This is a genomic window from Pseudomonas sp. 1L-B-1-E-C1, assembly GCF_057291835.1.
Genome location: NZ_JBXAWN010000023.1, coordinates 1 through 17,996, shown reverse-complemented (window position 1 = coordinate 17,996; position 17,996 = coordinate 1). Strand labels below are relative to the sequence as shown.

The following is a 17,996-nucleotide window of genomic DNA, read 5'->3' as shown; positions in this document are numbered from 1 at the left end:
CCTTGCATCGACCTGAAAAACCGGGTCGATCATGGATTCAAAACGAATCGCTCACGTCGGTGTATTTCTCGAATATCCCCCGGTCAGTCCCCTCTCCCTCTGGGAGAGGGTTAGGGTGAGGGCGCTTCCTGGCTCACCGCCAGGGCTTCGGCTCACCGAGCAACTGCCCCTGCACGCCATACAGGCCCATCTCGCGAATCACCGACAACTCCCCTTCGGTCTCGACCCGTTCGGCAATCAACGGCAGATCGATGCTGTGCGCCGCGCGCTGGATCGCTTCGATGAACAGACGCTTGTCGCTCTCCTGATCGATCGCCCGAATGTAGCTGCCATCGATCTTCAGATACGCCAGACCTAACCGCGCCAGATTGCCGATCATGCTGAAGCGCCCACCGAAGCGTTGCAGGCTCAGCGAGAAACCCAGCTCGCGCAGGCGTCGGGTCAACTGTTCGAGCACTGCCTGTTCAGGCAATTGCTCCTCACCGATTTCCAGGGTCAGGCGCGCGCCGAGGTTGGAGTGCGCGCGCAGAATCTCGAAGACTTTGTTCAACGCCTGCGGATCGGCCAGCGTCGCCGAGGACAGGTTCAGCGCCAGCGAATCTTCGTGCCCTTTCATCTGCTCGAGCACGCGTTCGAGCATCAGCCGATCGAGCCGCGCGGTCCAGCCGAAGCGCTCCAGCCACGGCAGGAAGCGTCCGGCGGGAATGGTCTGGCCCTGCTCGTCGAGCAAGCGCGACAGCACTTTGTAATGCAGCACCAATTGCGTGTCCTGCGCGGCGACCACCGGCTGGAAGTACAACTCGAAACGCTGCTGACTCAAGGCCTGATCCAGCAGCCGATGCCAAGCGTGATGATCGTCGCCGACCTCCGCCACCAGACTCTGATCGATGCACGCCCAATTCTGCTCGCCCTGGCCTTCGGCCTGCGCCAGTGCCTGATCGCCCAGGGTCAGCACTGCTTGCGGTGAATCACCATGGGTGAACGGCGCCAGCCCGATGGAAGCCACCGCCGGCACATCGGTCGCGCCGGTGGCATGCAGGCTGCTCAGCGCACTGTCGAGATTTTGCGCCAGCTGCAACGCCTCCTCGCGCACCAGCCCCGGCGCCAGCACGGCGAACTCACCGCCGCGAATGCGCGTTACCAAGTCTTGAGTTTGTGGATATCGGGCGCACTCGCGGGATAATTGCTCGCCCACGGCCTTGAGCAACTGGTCGGTGCGCTGGCCGCCGAGACGCTGGTTGAGCCCGGCCAGATCCTTGACCCGCAACAGCAGCAGATAACCGGAACTGGCCTGCTCCGGGTTGCTCACCCGGTTGTTCAGTTGCATCTCGAAATAACGGCGGTTGGCCAGGCCTGTGAGATTGTCCTGATAGGACTCCGTGCGCAGTCTTTCGCTGCGCTCGGCCTGCTCCTGAAACAGCGTCTTGAGCTTCTCGACCATCTGATTCATCGCCTGCACAACGCGGCGCAATTCAGGGGTGCGCGGCAGATCCGGCAGGCTGAGAAACTCGCGGCGGGCGATGGCATGGGACTGCTGAACCATGTAATCGAGCGGCTTCAACTGCCGACGCAGCAACAGCGCGCCGAGCACCGCGCTCAGCGCACCGCAGATCAACAACCAGCCGAGGCTGCCCAGTGCGCTCTGCCACAGCTTGGCCACGGCGAACATCGGGTGGCTGACCACTTCGACCCGTGCCGCCTGCTCCCAGCCGCGGCTGACCAGCGCATCGCCACCGGCCGGCTCGAGGCCGATCAGTGTGACGAACCAGTCCGGCACATTGCTCACCGCCGGAGTACCGCTGCGCTCGACAATGGTCTGCTCGGTCTTCACGTCGACCACGCGAATGCTCGCGTAATAGCCGCTGTCGAAAATCGAACTGACCAGCAGCTCGACCATCGCCGGGTCGTCGATATTCGGCGTCAGCGACAAGGCCAGCGCCGTCGCGGCGTCCTGTGCATGGGAGCGCAACTGGTTGACGTACTGAGTGCGCGAGCTCTCCAGGCTGACCATGAAGCTGCCGGTGAAGGCCACGACCAGGAACAGACAGATAGCGATCAACAGCTGTTTGAACAAAGACATCTGAGCGCGTGCTCCTAGTTAGTCGTCTCGACCGGAAAACCTTCGGCCTGCATTTTTTTCAGCACATCCTGCCAGCGCGACAGGCGTTTGGTGTCGCCGACCTTTTTATTGCCTTTGGCGCCCGGCAGATACAGACCTTCGGCATTGAAAGAGTAGACCGGCAGCAAATCGGTCCGCTGCGACGCCGGCTGGATCGGATCGATCAGGCTGTCGAGCACCAGCGGCATGGCATCGGGGGTCGCATAGTACGTCAACACCATGTGCGCGCGGTTCTGGCGCAGCGCCTTGACGTAGGTGATGCGCAGCTTGTCACTGGAAACCCCGAGATGGCGCAGGCTGAAATACTTGGCGATCGCGTAGTCTTCGCAGTCGCCAGCGCCCTTCCACAGCGCTTCGATCGGGGTTTCCCAATAATCCACCTCGCGCCAGAGATCGATGTCCTCGACGTAGCGCACCTGCTTGTTGAAGAACAGGTTCACCAGCTTGAGCTTGTCCATCTCGCTGGCCTGCTTCTGCGTCGCCAGCAGATTCTGCCAGGCGTCGATGCGCTGCTGCCCGGCGCCCAGTGGCCCGTAAAGAGCAGTGGCCTTGCGGCTGATCGCGGAAAAATCCCAATCGGCGTGCAGACCGCCCAGCATGACGCCGGCCAGCAGCAATGCGCAGCCAAGCCAGCGCAAGGTCCGAGGGATCGCGAAACGTACCGCCACAGCAGGTTTCCAGAAGGGCAGAAAGGAAGCGTTTGATGGTGAAGCTTAGCCCGGCAAAAAACAATGGCACCGTGAGATCATCGAAAGACGCGCTAGACTTGAGATGGCAGCGTTATGTTTTACAAGGTTTGACAACCTGTAGAGCAATCACTAGTGTCATTTGGATCCAAATATTACGACCTACAGGGTGTGTTGTCGTGACTCAGAAGCCCAAACCGCTGCACAGCATTAAAGTCGAAGGACCGATTCCTGCGCATCTGGCCCGGTCGGTAATTGAAGAAACCCTGCGCTCGGCGATCCTCGATGGACGCCTGCCCTGTGGCACTGCGTTGCGCCAACAGGATCTGGCCGATCTGTTCGGGGTCAGCCGCATGCCGGTGCGTGAAGCCTTGCGCCAGCTCGAAGCGCAGGAACTGCTCAGCGTCACCACGCACAAAGGCGCCGTGGTTGCGCCGCTGATCCAGGGCGATGCCACCGAAACCTACGAGTTGCGCATTCTGCTCGAATCCGAGGCATTGCGACAGTCGATTCCGTTGCTGACTGACGCCGAGCATCAACTCGCCGCCGGCTTCATCGACGAACTGGAAGCCCAGCACGACTACAACGAAATCGGCCGCCTCAACCGTCTGTTCCACATGGCCCTGTACAGCAAGGCGCCCAATCAGCGACTGCTGCGCCTGGTGGAGGACGGCCTTAACGAGGAAGAACGTTTTCTGCGTTTCAACCTGGAAGCCATGGGCCTGGGCAAGCTGTCTCAGGACGACCACCGCGCCATGCTTCACGCCGTGGTCGAGCGAGATATCCCGCGCTCGCTCGAACTGCTGGAGCAGCACCTCAACCGTGGCGTTGAGGTCATCACCCGCTACCTGGCGACCCCCGCCGCACAGAAGCGCCATACTGCGCGCTGATATCTCGCTCGCCGAATAATCCCCTTACAAATCTTCGCGACCGCTCTGCTGCCAGCTCTGGCAGCGGATCGGCGTGCGCGCGGCTGCCCGCCGCGCCCGGACCAACGCTTTGTCGCTCTATGGCAATGACCAATCGGTAATAGCCGTGACGGCAATTTACCCGCACTCTTCCAGCGCCAACCCTATAGAACGGGGACACGCCGCCCTGACGGCACAGTCTCCGCAACAGGAACCTACGGAAGGAGCCTTGTCACGGGAAACAGGAAGTCATGGCGCCGGTCCCGGCCAACTTTCGCCCCCATCAATTCAATCAATCTCCTTAGTTGAAAGTTGCTTCGAGTGAGGCATTCACTCTTTTTATAAATTTTGGCCCTGATTAGCCGAAAGGAGCAACTTCGCCCAAATAAAACCTCATATGAAAGTTTTATCGGCAACTCTCATACTTGAAAAACAGCCAACTTAAAATAATTGAAAATAAACTTGTTAATTGCTTTTGCCCTGTATTAGCTTTCTCTCGCCAGGTTTGAACTTCGCTGTTCAGCGCGGCATACCTCACGTATCAAACGCAGCAACCGTGGCCCCGCAACGGCGTCAGAGCGCGATCAAGAAAGTGCCTGGATAACTTCCTCTCCAACTTTCTCGATCGCTTACAGCAACTGAAAAGAACTGTGCACTTCATATCACTGATAAAGGACATCATGATGCCCACCAAGCAGCAACTCGCCCTGAAGAAAGCCGAACTGAGTATTCACCCGATCTTCTCCGAGATTACTTCGTTATCGGTATTACGCCGTTTCATGGAAACCCATGTATTTGCCGTATGGGACTTCATGTCGCTGACCAAGCGTCTGCAACAGGAACTGACTTGCACACGCTTGCCCTGGCTGCCGCCGCGCGATCCTCACGCGGCGCGGTTGATCAACGAGATTGTGCTGGGGGAGGAATCGGACGATCGCCTCGATGCCGGCCACTACAGCCATTTCGAGTTGTACCTGGATGCGATGCGCGAAATCGGCGCGAGCACCACGGCGGTGGAGCGTTTCGTCGCGTTGCAGCAGGAAGGCGTGAGTTATGACATCGCGTTGCAGAGCGTCGACATCGACCCCGCGGCGGCGCAGTTCGTCCGCGATACCTTGCGCATTGCCCTGGAGGCGCCGGGACATAGCGTCGCCGCCGCTTTCCTGCATGGTCGCGAAAGCGTCATTCCCACCATGTTCCAGCGCATCCTCGATGACTGGGGCATTGGCATCGAACAGGCACCGACTTTCCGGTATTACCTGCAACGGCACATCGAAGTGGATTCCGAAGACCACGGCCCCGCCGCCGAACACTTGCTGGAGCGTCTGGTCGATGGCGATCCGCAGCGCGAGGCCGAGGTCTACGCCAGTGCCATCGCCGCCGTGGAAAGCCGCATTGCCCTGTGGGACGGGCTGCGCCTGAGCATGGGCGCAGAAGTTGTCGAGGTGGCCCAATGAACGCCGCTGACTATCAATCCTTCGCCGAGTCCTGGGAAACCCGCGCGACCATTCGCACCCGTCCGCGACGGGTGCTCGAAGACGATCAGCGCCTGATCTACCCGCTCAGCCGCCAGCCGCTGGTGCTCAGCGAAACCTTCCTGCGCGAATGCCCGCAACAGCGTGATTTCGCGCTGGTGCAAACGCTGTACAAATTCATCAATGACGTAGTGATTTTCGAGACTGAAATCGTCGACAAGACCGCCCGCAGCATTGCCAAGAATCGCTTCGCCGTGGCGTTCCCGTTCGCCTGTCGCTACGACGCGATGACCGTGGTGGTCGATGAGGATTACCACGCGCTGGTGGCCATGGATTTCATGCAGCAAACCGTCGCGCTGACCGGTATCGAACCGATTCGGTTGCCCGACGAAATCGAACTGAGCCGGGCGATTCCCGCCGCCGTGGCACTGGCGCCGGAGCACCTGCGCAGCGCGGTGGAATTGATCTGCGTGGCGATCGCCGAAAACACCGTGACCGGTGATGTCGCCGCTTTTGCACGCGACGACTCGGTCAAGCCGTCGATCAAGGGCTTGATGGCCGACCACTTGCTCGACGAGGGTCGCCATTCGAGTTTCTGGGCGCGGCTGGTGCGCATCTATTGGCACACCGCCAGCGACGCGGACCGCGAAACCATCGCGCAGATTCTGCCGGTATTCATCGGCCATTACCTGACCAACGACATCCAGAAGTCCTTCGACCTGCGCCTGATCGATGCGCTGCCGGTCAGCGAAATCACCCGGCGTTCACTGCGCGAGGAAATCGCTGGGTTCGCCTTCCCGATCAACCGCCACCACCCGCTGGTGGGCAACATCGTCAAGTTTTTCCACAACAGCTCGCTGCTCGACACACCGTGTGTGCAGCACGCCCTGCGCGACTATCTGGTTTGAGGAGGCCGACATGAAACGTCTCGACATTTTGCTCACCGGCGCCAGCCAGGCCATGACCGATCTGGCCCGGGAGCTCGAGCAGCATGGCCATGCTGTGACCCGCAGCGGCGTGGCTCAAACGGCGGTGGATCTGATCATCGACGATGGCTTTATCGCTGCTGGCGACTTCTGCGCGATCCCGCATCTGCACCTGCGCTTGGGTATCGCCGCGCAAGACCATGGCGGCCTGCCGACCCTCGATTTGCTGTGTTTCCTCGGCTCGTCGCTGATCAGCCGCGTGCCGATCGGCGATGAGCCGTCCGGCAATGGTCAGTCGCTACGCCAACGAGCGCTCGCCCATGTGGTCGACGAAGTGGCGTTGCTGGTCAGCCGCTTTTCCCGCGATGGCGATTATTTCCGCCATGCCCCTGCGCTGAGCGCGCCGGATTTCGAACGGCTGGAAGATCTGCTGTTTCTCGACAAACTGGCGTATGTCCATCGTCTCAACGACACGGCAAACCCAGCACTGCTGCAACAGGCGCAGATCCCGCTGATCGAGCGTCTGCAACAGAGCCTGATCGAGCATGCCGAACGGCCGGCGCTGTACCTCGGCGGACAGACCATCAGCTACCGCCAGTTGCACGCCCACAGCCGCGCGATTCAACAGCGACTGCTGCCCCTGCTCGAGCAACATCCGCAGCCGTGGGTGGTCGGAGTCTGCCAGGGCAAGAACCCGGCGTTGTTCGCTTCGATCCTGGCGATTCTCGGCAGCGGCGCGGTGTACTTGCCGCTGGAGCCGAGTCATCCGCTGCAGCGTCAGCAATACATCCTGGAAAACGCCGGCGCTGTTTTGTCGCTCCACGATGGGCGGCAGGCGCTCAGCGAATCGATAACGGGGCTGGATGTCAGTGGCATCGAGGCGACCGACGCCGATCTCGAACGGCCGCTGATGCTGCACCCGCCCGAGCTTGATGCGCCGTGCATGGCGCTCTACACCTCGGGCACCACCGGGCATCCGAAAGGCGTGCTGCTCAGCCAGGCCAATCTCGCTCACTTCACTGCGTGGTACGCCGACTATGTGCGATTGTGCGCCGAGAGTCGGGTATTGCAGTTCTCGTCGCTGAGCTTTGATTCGTCGCTGATCGACATCTTTCCGAGCCTGCTCGTCGGCGCGGAGCTGGTGGTGCCGGACGACACCCAGCGTCGCGATCCTTTGCAACTGGTTGCGCTGATTCGCCGTCGGCAACTGACCCACGCCTTCCTGCCGCCGGCGCTGTTGAGCATCCTGCCGCTGCAACCACTCGAGGGCCTGCAGGTGATGACTGGCGGCGATGTCTGCGAGCCGTTTGTCATCGAGCAACTGACCCGTCAAGGCAGCCTGCACAACCTCTACGGCCCGACCGAAGCCACCGTGCTGATCACCGCGCGCCGGCTGAAACCGGGCGACAGCAACCGCACGCTAGGACGGCCGATCGCCAACAGTCGGGTGCTGATTCTCGACGACGATCTGCAACCAGTGCCCGAGCACACCGTCGGCGAATTGTTCATTGTCGGCCCCGGTGTCTGCCTCGGCTACCTGAACAATCCGCAGCAGACTGCCGAGCGCTATCTGACCCTGTCACTACCCGGCGGCGAGACCTTGCGCGCCTACCGCAGCGGCGACATGGCCAAGTGGGGCGAGCACGGTATCGCGTTGTGCGGGCGGCGCGACAACCAGATGAAAATCCGTGGCTTTCGCGTCGAGCCGGAAGAGATCGAACGCTGCCTGCGCGAGGGCCGCCTGTATCGGCAGATTGCCGTGGTCATCGACAGTCAACGGCGCATTCTGGCGTTCCTCGCCCAGCCACAGACCGAGACTGCCCGGGACGAACTGAAAGCCCACGCCCGGCAGTTTCTGCCGGACTACATGCAACCCGTGGCATGGACCGAATTGCCCCATATGCCGTTCGCCAGCAACGGCAAAGTCGATCGCAATGCGCTGCTGGCATTGCCGGTGACCGTGCAAGACAGCTCCGCGAAATGCTTGCCGGCGAATGCCGACGAAGCGCTGTTGCTGGAGATCTGGGCCGAGTTGCTGGAACTGCCGACCAGCGACATTTCCACCGACGAAAGCTTCTTCAATCTCGGCGGCCATTCGATTCTGCTGTCGCGGATGTTGCTGCGCTTGCGCGAGGAATTCGGCCGAAGCATTTCGATCAATCGCTTCATCGAACAACCGACCATCAGCAAACTGGCGACGCTGGTGCGCGGTACCGATGACAGTGCGGTACTCAGCGCCCAGGCCATGGCCGACGCCGAGCGCACGCTGGATATCGAACCGCTGCCGATCAGCCGCATGGGCGATGTACACAAGGTCATCGTCACCGGTGCCAACAGCTTTGTCGGCGTGCACATCGTCGAGGCGCTGCTCGGTTGGGGCGCCAGCGAGGTCGCCTGTCTGGTGCGCGACGGCGCCGGGCAAACGGCGGCGCAACGCTTCGCTCAGGCCCTGCGCGAAAACCGTCTGGAGCATCTCGATCTGAGCCGTGTGCGGGTTTACGCAGCGGATATCAGTCGCCCGCAACTGGGCCTGGGCAATGACGATTATCAACGCCTGGACTGCGAGTTCGGCGCGCTGGTGCACAACGCCGCCAACGTCAACCACGTGCTCGATTACGAGTCCCTGGCAGCGGACAACGTCGAGCCGATCTTTGCCCTGCTGAAGCTGTGCGAAGGGCGGAGCAAAAAGATCTTCAATTTCGTCTCGACCCTGTCGGCCTCCAGCACCGTGGATGACGCCGGTCGAGTGCTCGAGTTGCCCGCCGCCGCGACGCCGCCGATCTACATTCGCAACGGCTACAACCTGTCGAAGTGGGTCGGCGAACGTATTCTTGAACGAGCACGCGAGCGCGGTGTGCGGATCAATCTGTATCGCCCCGGCAACATCAGCTTCAACAGCCTGAGCGGCGTTTGTCAGCCGCACAAAAACCGCTTGATGCTGATGCTCAAAGGCTCGATCCAGCTCGGTCAGGTGCCGGCCTTTGCGCTGAATTTCGACCTGATGCCGGTGGACTTTCTCGCCCGTTTCATCGCCTTCCATGCCAGCCGTTATTCAGCGGAGCGCGCGGTGTTCAATCTGCACAACCCCGAGCCGCTGAGCTGGGATGCTTACGTCGCTTCGTTCCGCGAAACCGGCAGCGAGTTTTCGCTGGTCAGCGTTGCCGATTGGCAGCAGCAACTGAACCGGGTCGACGCCGACAACGCGCTGTTCGGCGTACTCGGTTTCTACCTCAACGGCTTCGAAGAAGACATCGGCGACATCTCGCTGATCGGCCACGCCAACGCCGAGGCCGGCGTGCAGCAGATGGGCGCGCACTACCCGCAGAAATCCCCGGCGCTGCTGCGTCGCGGTTGCGACTACCTGAAAGAAATCAACTTCCTCTGACTCATCAACAAGGAGCAACACCATGAGCAATCTGCAACCCGACACCCTGATCAAGAACCCGCAAGGCTGCCACGTCGTGTCATCGGTGGAAGTGCCGGCGGACGCGCCAAGAGTCTGGGCCGTAGTGGGCGATTTCGCCGGCTTCGATCGCTTCATTCCGGCGCTGTCGCACACCGAAATGACCGGCGAAGGCGTGTCTTCGCTGCGCAAGAAAATCTTCAAGGACGGCAACGTCGTGGTCGAACAGCTCAACTCGCGCGATGAACAGGCACAGCGCATGACCTGGACGACGATTTACAACACCCTGGGGGTGGCGAATCTGTGGGCGGCGATGCAGGTGGAGTCCCTGACCGAAGGAACGTCGCGAGCGACCTGGACGATCATTGCCGAACCGGTTGCAGGCGGGGATGAAGCGTTGCCGGGATTCAAGGATTTCGTGCAGGGATTTGCCGATGATGCGATGGGGAATGTCTTGAAGCTGTTTGTTTAAGGCTTCGGATTTGCGGTGGATGTCACACCGCTTTCGCGAGCAGGCTCGCTCCCACATTTCGATTGCATTCCTTCTATAGGAATGCGGTCACCCTGTGGGAGCGAGCCTGCTCGCGAAGAACGATAACGCGGTCAGATCTTGAAGCTGTCGACCAACTGCTTCAACCGGTTCGCCTGCTGCGACAACGCATCACAATCCTTCAACGTTTCGTTGAGGTTGGCCACGCTCTGCTGGTTCAACAGGTTGATCTGGTTGACGTCAACGTTGAGGGTTTCCACCACTGCAGTCTGCTCTTCGGTCGCAGCTGCCACCGACTGGTTCATACCGTCGATTTCGCCGATGCGCTGGGTCACGCTGACAAGGCGCAAACCGGCCTGATTTGCCACTTCCACGCTCTGCTCGCTGGACACCTGGCTGGCGTTCATGGTGCTCACCGCTTCACGCGAACCGACCTGCAGCGAGGTGATCATCTTGTGGATCTCCTCCGCCGATTCCTGAGTGCGATGCGCAAGGTTGCGCACCTCGTCTGCAACCACGGCAAAACCGCGTCCGGCTTCACCGGCACGCGCGGCTTCGATGGCCGCGTTGAGCGCCAGCAGGTTGGTCTGCTGCGAGATGCCTTTGATCACATCGAGAATGTGGCCAATGTTGTCGGTGCTGGCGTTCAAGGTTTCGATCTGCGTGCACGACAAGCTGATCTTCTGCGACAACTCGGTCATCGCCTGAATCGTCTGCTCAACCACCTGACGCCCGTCATCGGCTTGCTCGGAAGCACCGCTGGCGTGCTGCGAAGCATCCGCCGCGTTGCGGGCGATTTCCTGAGTGGCCGCGCCCAATTCGTTGATCGCGGCAGCGACGCTGTTAGTGCGAGCACTTTGCTCGTCGGAACCGATGATCGAAGCGTTGGACGATGCCATCACCCGTTGCGACAGATCATGGACATGGCGGGTGGCGGAAGACACTTCGGAAATCGACGCGTGAATCCGTTCAACGAACTGGTTGAACGCGCTGCCCAATTCACCGAACTCGTCTTTGCTCTCTACCACCAGACGTCGGGTCAGATCGCCTTCGCCCTGAGCGATATCTTTCATCGCGCGGCCCATGGTGGTCAGCGGACGCATCAACACGTTAATCAACAGGCTCAACAGCAACGCAATCGCCGCGACCGCGACAAACATGGCGATCAGCGCCGAGGTGCGGAACTGGCTGAGTGCGGCGTAGGCCTTGTCGCGATTGATCGACAGACCGATGTACCACTGCGCATTCGGCAGATCGCTGACCGGGGTGAACGACAGAATGCGGTCCTGGCCGTTGAGCACCACGTTCTGGTTGCCCTTCTCGATGCGCACGTTGGTGTTCGGGTAGATGTCCTTGAGGTTTTTCATCACCTGATCTTTGTCCGGGCTGACGATCACCTGGCCGTCACCGCTGACCAGAAACGCATGGCCGAGGCCACCGAAGTCCACCGAGTTGATGATCTTCACCAGCGTTTCCAGGCTCAGGTCACCGCCGACCACACCGAGCAGTTCGCCGTCCTTTTTCACCGGCATGGCGATGGTCACCACCAGGCCACCGACCGCCGCCATGTACGGCGGCGTCAGCATGGTTTTGTCGGCGGCCACTGCCTGCTTGTACCAAGGGCGCTGACGCGGATCGTAACCGTCCGGCATCTTCGCATCGGGGCGTTGGGTGAAGACACCGTTGGCCTGCCCGACGTAGGTGAACTGGAAGTTCGACGTGAAGGCCGGTTGATCGACCAGCCCGGGGAAATCGGCATTCTTGCCTTGGTGAGCAACGTTCTGCGCGAGGTTTTCCAGCACCAGAATCCGCCCGCTCATCCAGTTCTGCACGCTGCTGGCGGTGAGATCACCGGCCTGTTGCACAGAGGACTGCAGGTTCTGGCGAATGGTGTTTCGCTGCAAGTAATCGTTGTAGAGCGTGAACAAGGCGAACGCCAGGACGACGACGCCCGAAGCGGCCAGGAGGATTTTATGGCTGAACTTGAGATTCATTTCAGAGGACTTCTTATGCCAAAAGTGGGTATGCGTTCCGGATGCAACATTCCATGTACAGCGCAGGCAGCGTTCTTCTGGCCGCTCTACTTTGGTGCACGCATTTCTCACCAGTCTGTCGGCCAGTCGACGATAAATCTTAGGGTCGAGGAGGAAATGGATGAGATTCGCGGCTGATTCCCGCCGAACGGCGTGCCAGAGCGGCTGAGATGAAATTTTTCTCAACCTCATCAGGGCGACAGTTGCAAAATCTGTAACCCTTGATGACAATGCGACTAATTATCATTTGTGACGTTCGGGCTGGCGTGGTCATGTCTTCACCTGAGTTGGTCGTACAGGCGCTTTACGGTAGTCATCACGGTTGGCTCAACGCCTGGCTGCGCGCAAGGCTGGGCAACGCGGCGGATGCCGCCGATCTGGCTCAGGACACTTTCCTGCGTCTGTTGCAGCGCACCGAACGCCTCGAACTGAAAGCCCCCCGCGCTTTCCTGCGGACCATCGCGCGCGGCCTGGTGATCGATCATTGGCGCCGCGAGGAAATCGAGCGCGCCTATCTGGAAACCATCGCTCATCTGCCTGAAGGCGAAGCACCCGACGCCGAATCCCGAGCGTTGGTGCTGGAATTGCTGGAAAGCATTGCGCGCATGCTTGAGGGACTGAAGCCGAAAGTACGTCAGGCGTTTCTGCTGGCGCAGTGCGAAGGTTTAACGCACAAACAGATCGCCGACCAGTTGGGCGTGTCGGTTCGCTCGGTGGAACGCTACGTCGCCGATGCGCTGTATCACTGTTATGTGTTGCGATACGAGCGCTGATGCCTGTGGATAACCTCTCACTCGGTCGCCGCGTTGAACCTCGACAACAGGTGGTTAAACAAGCGATTCACTGGCTGCTGCGGCTGCGCAACAACCACGGCAATTCCAGGCTGACTCGCCAATGCGAGCAGTGGCGCGCCGAGCACCACGAGCATGAAATCGCCTGGCAACGGGTGCAGTCACTGCACGCCGAATTGAGTTCCAGCCTGCGCGCCGTGCCCAGCGCGCAGGTTGCGCTCAATACCCTCGAAAACAGTGCACAGGGTCTGGGCCGTCGCCAAGCCCTGAAACTGCTGTCCGGCGCGCTATTGATGGGTTCCGCCGCGTGGCTGGCCAAGGACAGCGCGGCCTGGCAGCAATGGCGCGCCGACTACGCGACGGCGACCGGCGAACGGCGCGGCTTCCAGTTGCCCGACGGCACGCGGATCGAGCTCAACACCGCCAGCGCCGTGGATCTCGATTACACCGCCCGGCAGCGCCTGATCAGACTGACCCGCGGCGAAATCATTGTTACCTGCGGCGGCTCTGACGAAGGCGCGGCGACGGACCGACCACTGCGCGTACAGAATCGCCACGGGAGTTATGAGCCGTTCGCTGCGCGTTTCATTTTGCGTCAGGAAGATCAGTGCACGCGGCTCAGCGTTACCCGCGGCCGGGTCGTGGTTCACGCTGGCGGCCATGCGCTTGAAGCGCTGGCAGGACAGAGCTTTCTGGTCGATCAAAGCGGGTTGCGCGCAGCACCGACGCTGGATATGGATGCGGGCGCCTGGCTCGATGGCTTGATTGTCACGCGCAATATGCGGCTGGACGACTTTCTTGCTGAAGTCGCCCGTTATCGCCCGGGGTTTCTGAGTTGCGCGGCGGATATTGCTGAGCTGCGCTTGTCCGGTGTGTTCCGTCTGGAGGACACCGACAGGCTGCTGGCGGTCCTGCCGCAGACGCTGCCAGTGCAACTGCGCTACCGCACCCGTTGGTGGGTGACCCTGGAGCGTGCGGTCTGAACATTTTTTGGCGGGTTTTCGCAGGCAGTCCGGCTTAGTCAGTAAGCACTTCAACTCAGCCCCCGCGACTGCCTACGGAAATCCATGATGACTGTCCGCGCTACTTGTAAGAACCCTCTGAATTTCACTGCAGAATCGACACTGCTGCGCCATGCGGTGCGGGCAGCCCTGCTGTCCACCGCGCTGGGCGTCAGCGTATTACCGAGTCTGAGTCTGGCCGCCACCACTGCCGGCACCGAGGTCAGCCACCGCTATAATATTGCTGCCGGGCCACTGGGCGAGGCGTTGAATCAGTTTGCCCGGCAGGCCGGCATCACCCTGTCGATGACGCCCCAACAAACCCAAGGTCGGCAATCCCCGGGCGTGCAGGGTGAATATTCGACCGATCAGGCCTTGAGCCATTTGCTCGGCGGCTCGGGACTGGAAGCCGTCAGCCAGGACGGCAGCAGCTACATCCTGCGCCCGCTGGCTGAAAGCGAAGCTCTTGCCTTGCCGACCACAGATATCAAGGGCTTTGCCCTCGGCAATGCGCTGGGCAGCATGGCCGGCTACAACGCCACGCACAGCCAGATCGCCACCAAGACCAGCACCGCGTTGCTGGAAACCTCGCAGAGCGTATCTGTGGTCACGCGCGAGCAAATGGATGACCAGGGCTCACAAACCGTGTCGCAAGCGATGCGCTACACCCCGGGCGTGCTGACCAATCCGTACGGCGCCACGCACCGTTACGACTACGTGGCGATGCGCGGTTTCAACGACGGCTCGGTGGACAACATCTATCTCGACGGCCTCAAGGTGATGGGCGACAGCGGCACCTACAGCACCATGCAAGTCGATCCGTACTTCCTCGAACGCGTGGATATTCTCAAGGGCCCGTCATCCGTGCTGTACGGCCGCAGCTCGCCCGGCGGTCTGGTCGCACTCACCAGCAAAAAACCCTTGTACGAGGCGTACCGCCAGGTCCAGGCCATGGTCGGTACCCAAGGTCAGCGTGGGGTCGGTTTTGATTTCAGCGGCCCGGTCGATGACGACAAGCGCATTGCCTATCGTCTGACCGGACTGAGCGATCAGTCCGACACGCAATTCGACCACAACAAGGAAAAGCGCTTCGCCCTCGCACCAACGCTGAGCATCGATTTCAGCGAGGATACCTCGCTGACCCTGCAGGCCTATCTACAGCACGACCCCGATGGTGGTTACCATGCCGGTGTTCCGGCTGATGGCTCCCTCCATCAGCGCAATGGCGACCGTATCTCGTCGCGTTTTTTCGAGGGTGAGCCGGGAATCGATGGTTTCTCCCGTGACCAGCAATCGTTCGGCTACCAGTTCGAACATCGCTTCAACGACGTCTTCACCGCCCGGCAGAACTTCCGTTATCTCGATTCCAAAGTGAACATGGATCAGGTCTACGCCTATGGCTGGACCACACCGACCAGCAATGAACTGAATCGCTATTACACCGGCGGTGATGAGCGGCTGCATGCGTTTATCGTCGACAACATGCTGCAGGCCGAATTCTTCACCGGCGCGACCAAGCACACGGTGCTGATGGGCGCGGATTATCAGCGGCGCAAAACAGTGGTCGACTGGACCAGCGGTGGACTGGCACCGATCAATGCGTTCAATCCGGTGTACGGCAACTCGGCGATCGAGATGTACGGTGAGACCAGCTATTTGCGTCGCCTCGAACAGACCGGTGTGTACCTGCAAGACCTGATCGAGATGGACAAGTGGCGCTTCTCGCTGGGCGTGCGTCAGGATTGGGTAGAGACCTCCGATGAAAACCGCATTGCTGAAGCGGGGCGTCCTGTTGGTACAGAGATCAATGATCGACGCACGAAACTCACTGGCCGCGCCGGCGCGTTATACCTGTTCGATAACGGCCTGGCGCCCTACATCAGCTACTCCGAGTCGTTCAATCCGAACTCCTATGCCGACAGCGCCGGCAATCCACTGGCACCCACCGATGGCACGCAGTGGGAAGTCGGTTTGAAGTATCAGCCGCCGGGCACCGACAACCTGTTCACCGCCTCGCTGTTCCGCATCGATCAGGAAAACCTCGCGACCAAACTGCCGCAGGAGAACTTCTATCGCGCGGTCGGTGCCGTGCGCTCGCAAGGTCTGGAGCTGGAAGCGCATACGCAACTGACCGACAACTTGAAAGTGCTCGGCAGTTACACCTTCACTGACATCGAATATTCCAAATCGATGATCAGCACCTTGAGCACGCCGACCGATGTAATCGAGAACAAGGGCAACTCGCCGACTCAAGCGCCGCGCCACATGGCCTCGGTGTGGGCTGACTACAAGTTCGACAGTGCCGCACTTGATGGTCTGCGCCTGGGTGGCGGTGTGCGCTACGTCGGCTACAGCTGGGCCGATGCGGAGAACACCATGAAGGTGCCGTCTTACACGCTGTTCGATGCCTCGATTGGATATGACCTGGGCAAGGTTGGCTTGAAAGGCGTTGATGTGCGGCTCAATGCAAACAACTTGACCAACGAATCCTATGTCGCGTCCTGTGCCAGCCTGAACTTCTGCTATATGGGCGAAGAACGCAACGTAGCAGCGACCGTCAGCTATCAGTTCTAAAACATTGTCCTGTGCATAAAAAAGCCAGCCCTTGATATCAGGGGCTGGCTTTGTCGTTTTTTCGGGGTGTCTTGCATGCGTGCGTTTCTGGTTTTGTTGCATCGTTACATTGGATTGGCTACAGCGGTGTTTCTATTGTTGGCCGGGCTGACCGGCAGTGTGCTTGCGTTCAATCATGAACTGGATGAGTGGCTGAATCCGCACTTCTACGAGGCGACGTCACTGGGTGAGCGCCTTCCACCCGGTGCTTTAGTGGATACGGTGCAGACTGCACATCCGAAACTGCAAGTCTGGTACATGGAGTATCCGCATGAGGCGGGGCATACGGCGCGGCTGGCGGCAGTTCCACGCAACGATCCTGCGACGGGTCAGCCGTTCGATGAACGCACTCAAGTGTTCTATCTGGACCCGGTCAGTGCGGAGCAAAAAGGCGCGCGCTACTGGGGTGAATGCTGTTTTCAGCGGGAGAACTTCATCCCGTTCATTCTGGAGTTTCACTACAACCTGACATTGCCGGGTAACTGGGGATTGCTGTTGATGGGCCTGGTGGCCATCGCATGGGTGATCGACTGTTTTGTCGCATTGTGGCTGACCTTGCCGCGTGGCAAGCCCTTCTGGAAGAAATGGGCTACTGCGTGGAAGGTGAAAGGCGGGCATGCCTACCGCTTGAACTTCGACCTGCACCGCGCCGGAGGATTATGGCTGTGGCTGCTGCTCTTACCGATCGCCGTCAGCAGCGTGGCGATGAACTTGCCGAGCCAAGTGTTCAAGCCCGCTGTCTCATTGTTTTCGCCGATAGAGCCGAGCGTTTATGAAGCCAGAGGGCGAATGCCCGCCGATGAACTGGGGACGACACAGTTGAGCTATCAACAGGCGTACGAAAGGGCATTGCAGGAGGGGAAGCGATTAGGACTGACGGCGGCAATCGGCGAGTTGTATTACAGCTTTGAGTACAACTTCTACGGCACCGGATTTGGGCAGCACGATACGGACGCACACGGTAAATCCTGGTTGTTCTTTGACGGTACCGATGGCCGATCATTAGGACAGGAAATAGCAGGACAAGGCACGCCTGGGGAGCAGTTCTATCGACTCCAGTTGCCGATACATGGAGGACGGATCATCGGGGTGACAGGGCAGGTAATGATCGCAGTATTGGGTGTGTTGATTGCGGGGTTGTCAGGGACGGGGGTTTATATCTGGTGGCGCAAGTGGCAGGCAAGACGCAGCAGCAAGACCCGCCGAACAGCCTGATCTTTTGTACCCGCGGAAATGACAAAACCCCTGTCTGCGTCAGCAGACAGGGGTTTCGGAATTCAATCTTGACGATGACCTACTCTCACATGGGGAAACCCCACACTACCATCGGCGATACATCGTTTCACTGCTGAGTTCGGGATGGGATCAGGTGGTTCCAATGTTCTATGGTCGTCAAGAAATTCTTTATCTGGCTCGTCAACACGGTAACAAGCCAGCAAAAACAGGAAGTTCTACTAAAACAAAACCCCAACTGCTTTCGCAATTGGGGTTTCGGAATTTAATCTTGACGATGACCTACTCTCACATGGGGAAACCCCACACTACCATCGG

Annotated in this window: 13 protein-coding genes, 1 rRNA gene and 1 pseudogene; 10 read left to right on the top strand and 5 right to left on the bottom strand. The window is 59.9% G+C overall.

The window, feature by feature from the left end:
* Window positions 1–133: 133 nt before the first annotated feature.
* Window positions 134–2,080, bottom strand: a complete 1,947-nt coding sequence (lapD, locus tag AC0Z4S_RS26295) for a cyclic di-GMP receptor LapD (RefSeq protein ID WP_485625096.1) — start codon at window positions 2,078–2,080, stop codon at window positions 134–136.
* Between the two features lie 14 nt (window positions 2,081–2,094).
* Entirely contained in the window at window positions 2,095–2,787 is a 693-nt protein-coding gene (gene lapG / locus AC0Z4S_RS26290; protein ID WP_253497730.1) for a cysteine protease LapG, read from the bottom strand.
* A 197-nt stretch (window positions 2,788–2,984) separates the two neighbouring features.
* Between lapG and AC0Z4S_RS26285 the strand changes: the two genes are divergently transcribed.
* The 5 genes from AC0Z4S_RS26285 to AC0Z4S_RS26265 all read left to right on the top strand — a co-directional run bounded on the left by AC0Z4S_RS26285 (window position 2,985) and on the right by AC0Z4S_RS26265 (window position 9,989).
* Window positions 2,985–3,695: a GntR family transcriptional regulator gene (locus AC0Z4S_RS26285; RefSeq protein ID WP_485625095.1), complete on the top strand. Its 711-nt coding sequence runs from the start codon at window positions 2,985–2,987 to the stop codon at window positions 3,693–3,695.
* Between the two features lie 698 nt (window positions 3,696–4,393).
* On the top strand, window positions 4,394–5,170 hold the full coding sequence (locus tag AC0Z4S_RS26280) for a DUF3050 domain-containing protein (RefSeq protein ID WP_485625094.1): 777 nt from the start codon (window positions 4,394–4,396) through the stop codon (window positions 5,168–5,170).
* Window positions 5,167–6,096: a diiron oxygenase gene (locus AC0Z4S_RS26275; protein ID WP_485625093.1), complete on the top strand. Its 930-nt coding sequence runs from the start codon at window positions 5,167–5,169 to the stop codon at window positions 6,094–6,096. The genes AC0Z4S_RS26280 and AC0Z4S_RS26275 overlap by 4 nt, the downstream gene beginning before the upstream one ends.
* 10 nt (window positions 6,097–6,106) lie before the next feature.
* Complete coding sequence (locus AC0Z4S_RS26270) at window positions 6,107–9,499, top strand: amino acid adenylation domain-containing protein (RefSeq protein WP_485625092.1); 3,393 nt, start codon at window positions 6,107–6,109, stop codon at window positions 9,497–9,499.
* A gap of 22 nt (window positions 9,500–9,521) precedes the next feature.
* The gene (locus AC0Z4S_RS26265) at window positions 9,522–9,989 is read left to right on the top strand and encodes an SRPBCC family protein (protein ID WP_485625091.1); all 468 of its coding nucleotides are present in this window, start codon (window positions 9,522–9,524) and stop codon (window positions 9,987–9,989) included.
* 131 nt (window positions 9,990–10,120) lie between these two features.
* On the opposite strand, the gene AC0Z4S_RS26260 is transcribed toward AC0Z4S_RS26265, so the two are convergent.
* Window positions 10,121–10,906 carry a methyl-accepting chemotaxis protein gene (locus AC0Z4S_RS26260; RefSeq protein ID WP_429462265.1) on the bottom strand — a complete coding sequence of 262 codons (786 nt, stop codon included), beginning with the start codon at window positions 10,904–10,906 and terminating at the stop codon, window positions 10,121–10,123.
* A 69-nt stretch (window positions 10,907–10,975) separates the two neighbouring features.
* Window positions 10,976–12,001 (bottom strand): annotated as a pseudogene (locus AC0Z4S_RS26255) (HAMP domain-containing protein); the annotation flags it as partial.
* Between AC0Z4S_RS26255 and AC0Z4S_RS26250 the strand changes: the two are divergent.
* The 5 genes from AC0Z4S_RS26250 to AC0Z4S_RS26230 all read left to right on the top strand — a co-directional run bounded on the left by AC0Z4S_RS26250 (window position 11,981) and on the right by AC0Z4S_RS26230 (window position 17,660).
* Window positions 11,981–12,178, top strand: a complete 198-nt coding sequence (locus tag AC0Z4S_RS26250) for a hypothetical protein (RefSeq protein WP_485625090.1) — start codon at window positions 11,981–11,983, stop codon at window positions 12,176–12,178. The pseudogene AC0Z4S_RS26255 and the gene AC0Z4S_RS26250 sit on opposite strands and share 21 nt — an antisense overlap.
* Before the next feature lie 134 nt (window positions 12,179–12,312).
* Window positions 12,313–12,813, top strand: coding sequence for a sigma-70 family RNA polymerase sigma factor (locus AC0Z4S_RS26245; RefSeq protein WP_485625089.1), 501 nt, complete (start codon window positions 12,313–12,315; stop codon window positions 12,811–12,813).
* Window positions 12,813–13,814, top strand: coding sequence for a FecR domain-containing protein (locus AC0Z4S_RS26240; protein WP_485625088.1), 1,002 nt, complete (start codon window positions 12,813–12,815; stop codon window positions 13,812–13,814). The genes AC0Z4S_RS26245 and AC0Z4S_RS26240 overlap by 1 nt, the downstream gene beginning before the upstream one ends.
* A gap of 87 nt (window positions 13,815–13,901) precedes the next feature.
* Window positions 13,902–16,406, top strand: coding sequence for a TonB-dependent siderophore receptor (locus tag AC0Z4S_RS26235; RefSeq protein WP_485625087.1), 2,505 nt, complete (start codon window positions 13,902–13,904; stop codon window positions 16,404–16,406).
* 75 nt (window positions 16,407–16,481) lie between these two features.
* Window positions 16,482–17,660, top strand: a complete 1,179-nt coding sequence (locus tag AC0Z4S_RS26230) for a PepSY-associated TM helix domain-containing protein (protein ID WP_485625086.1) — start codon at window positions 16,482–16,484, stop codon at window positions 17,658–17,660.
* Window positions 17,661–17,726: 66 nt separating this feature from the next.
* Here the strand turns inward: AC0Z4S_RS26230 and rrf are convergent.
* Window positions 17,727–17,842, bottom strand: a 5S ribosomal RNA gene (gene rrf, locus AC0Z4S_RS26225).
* Between the last annotated feature and the right edge of the window lie 154 nt (window positions 17,843–17,996).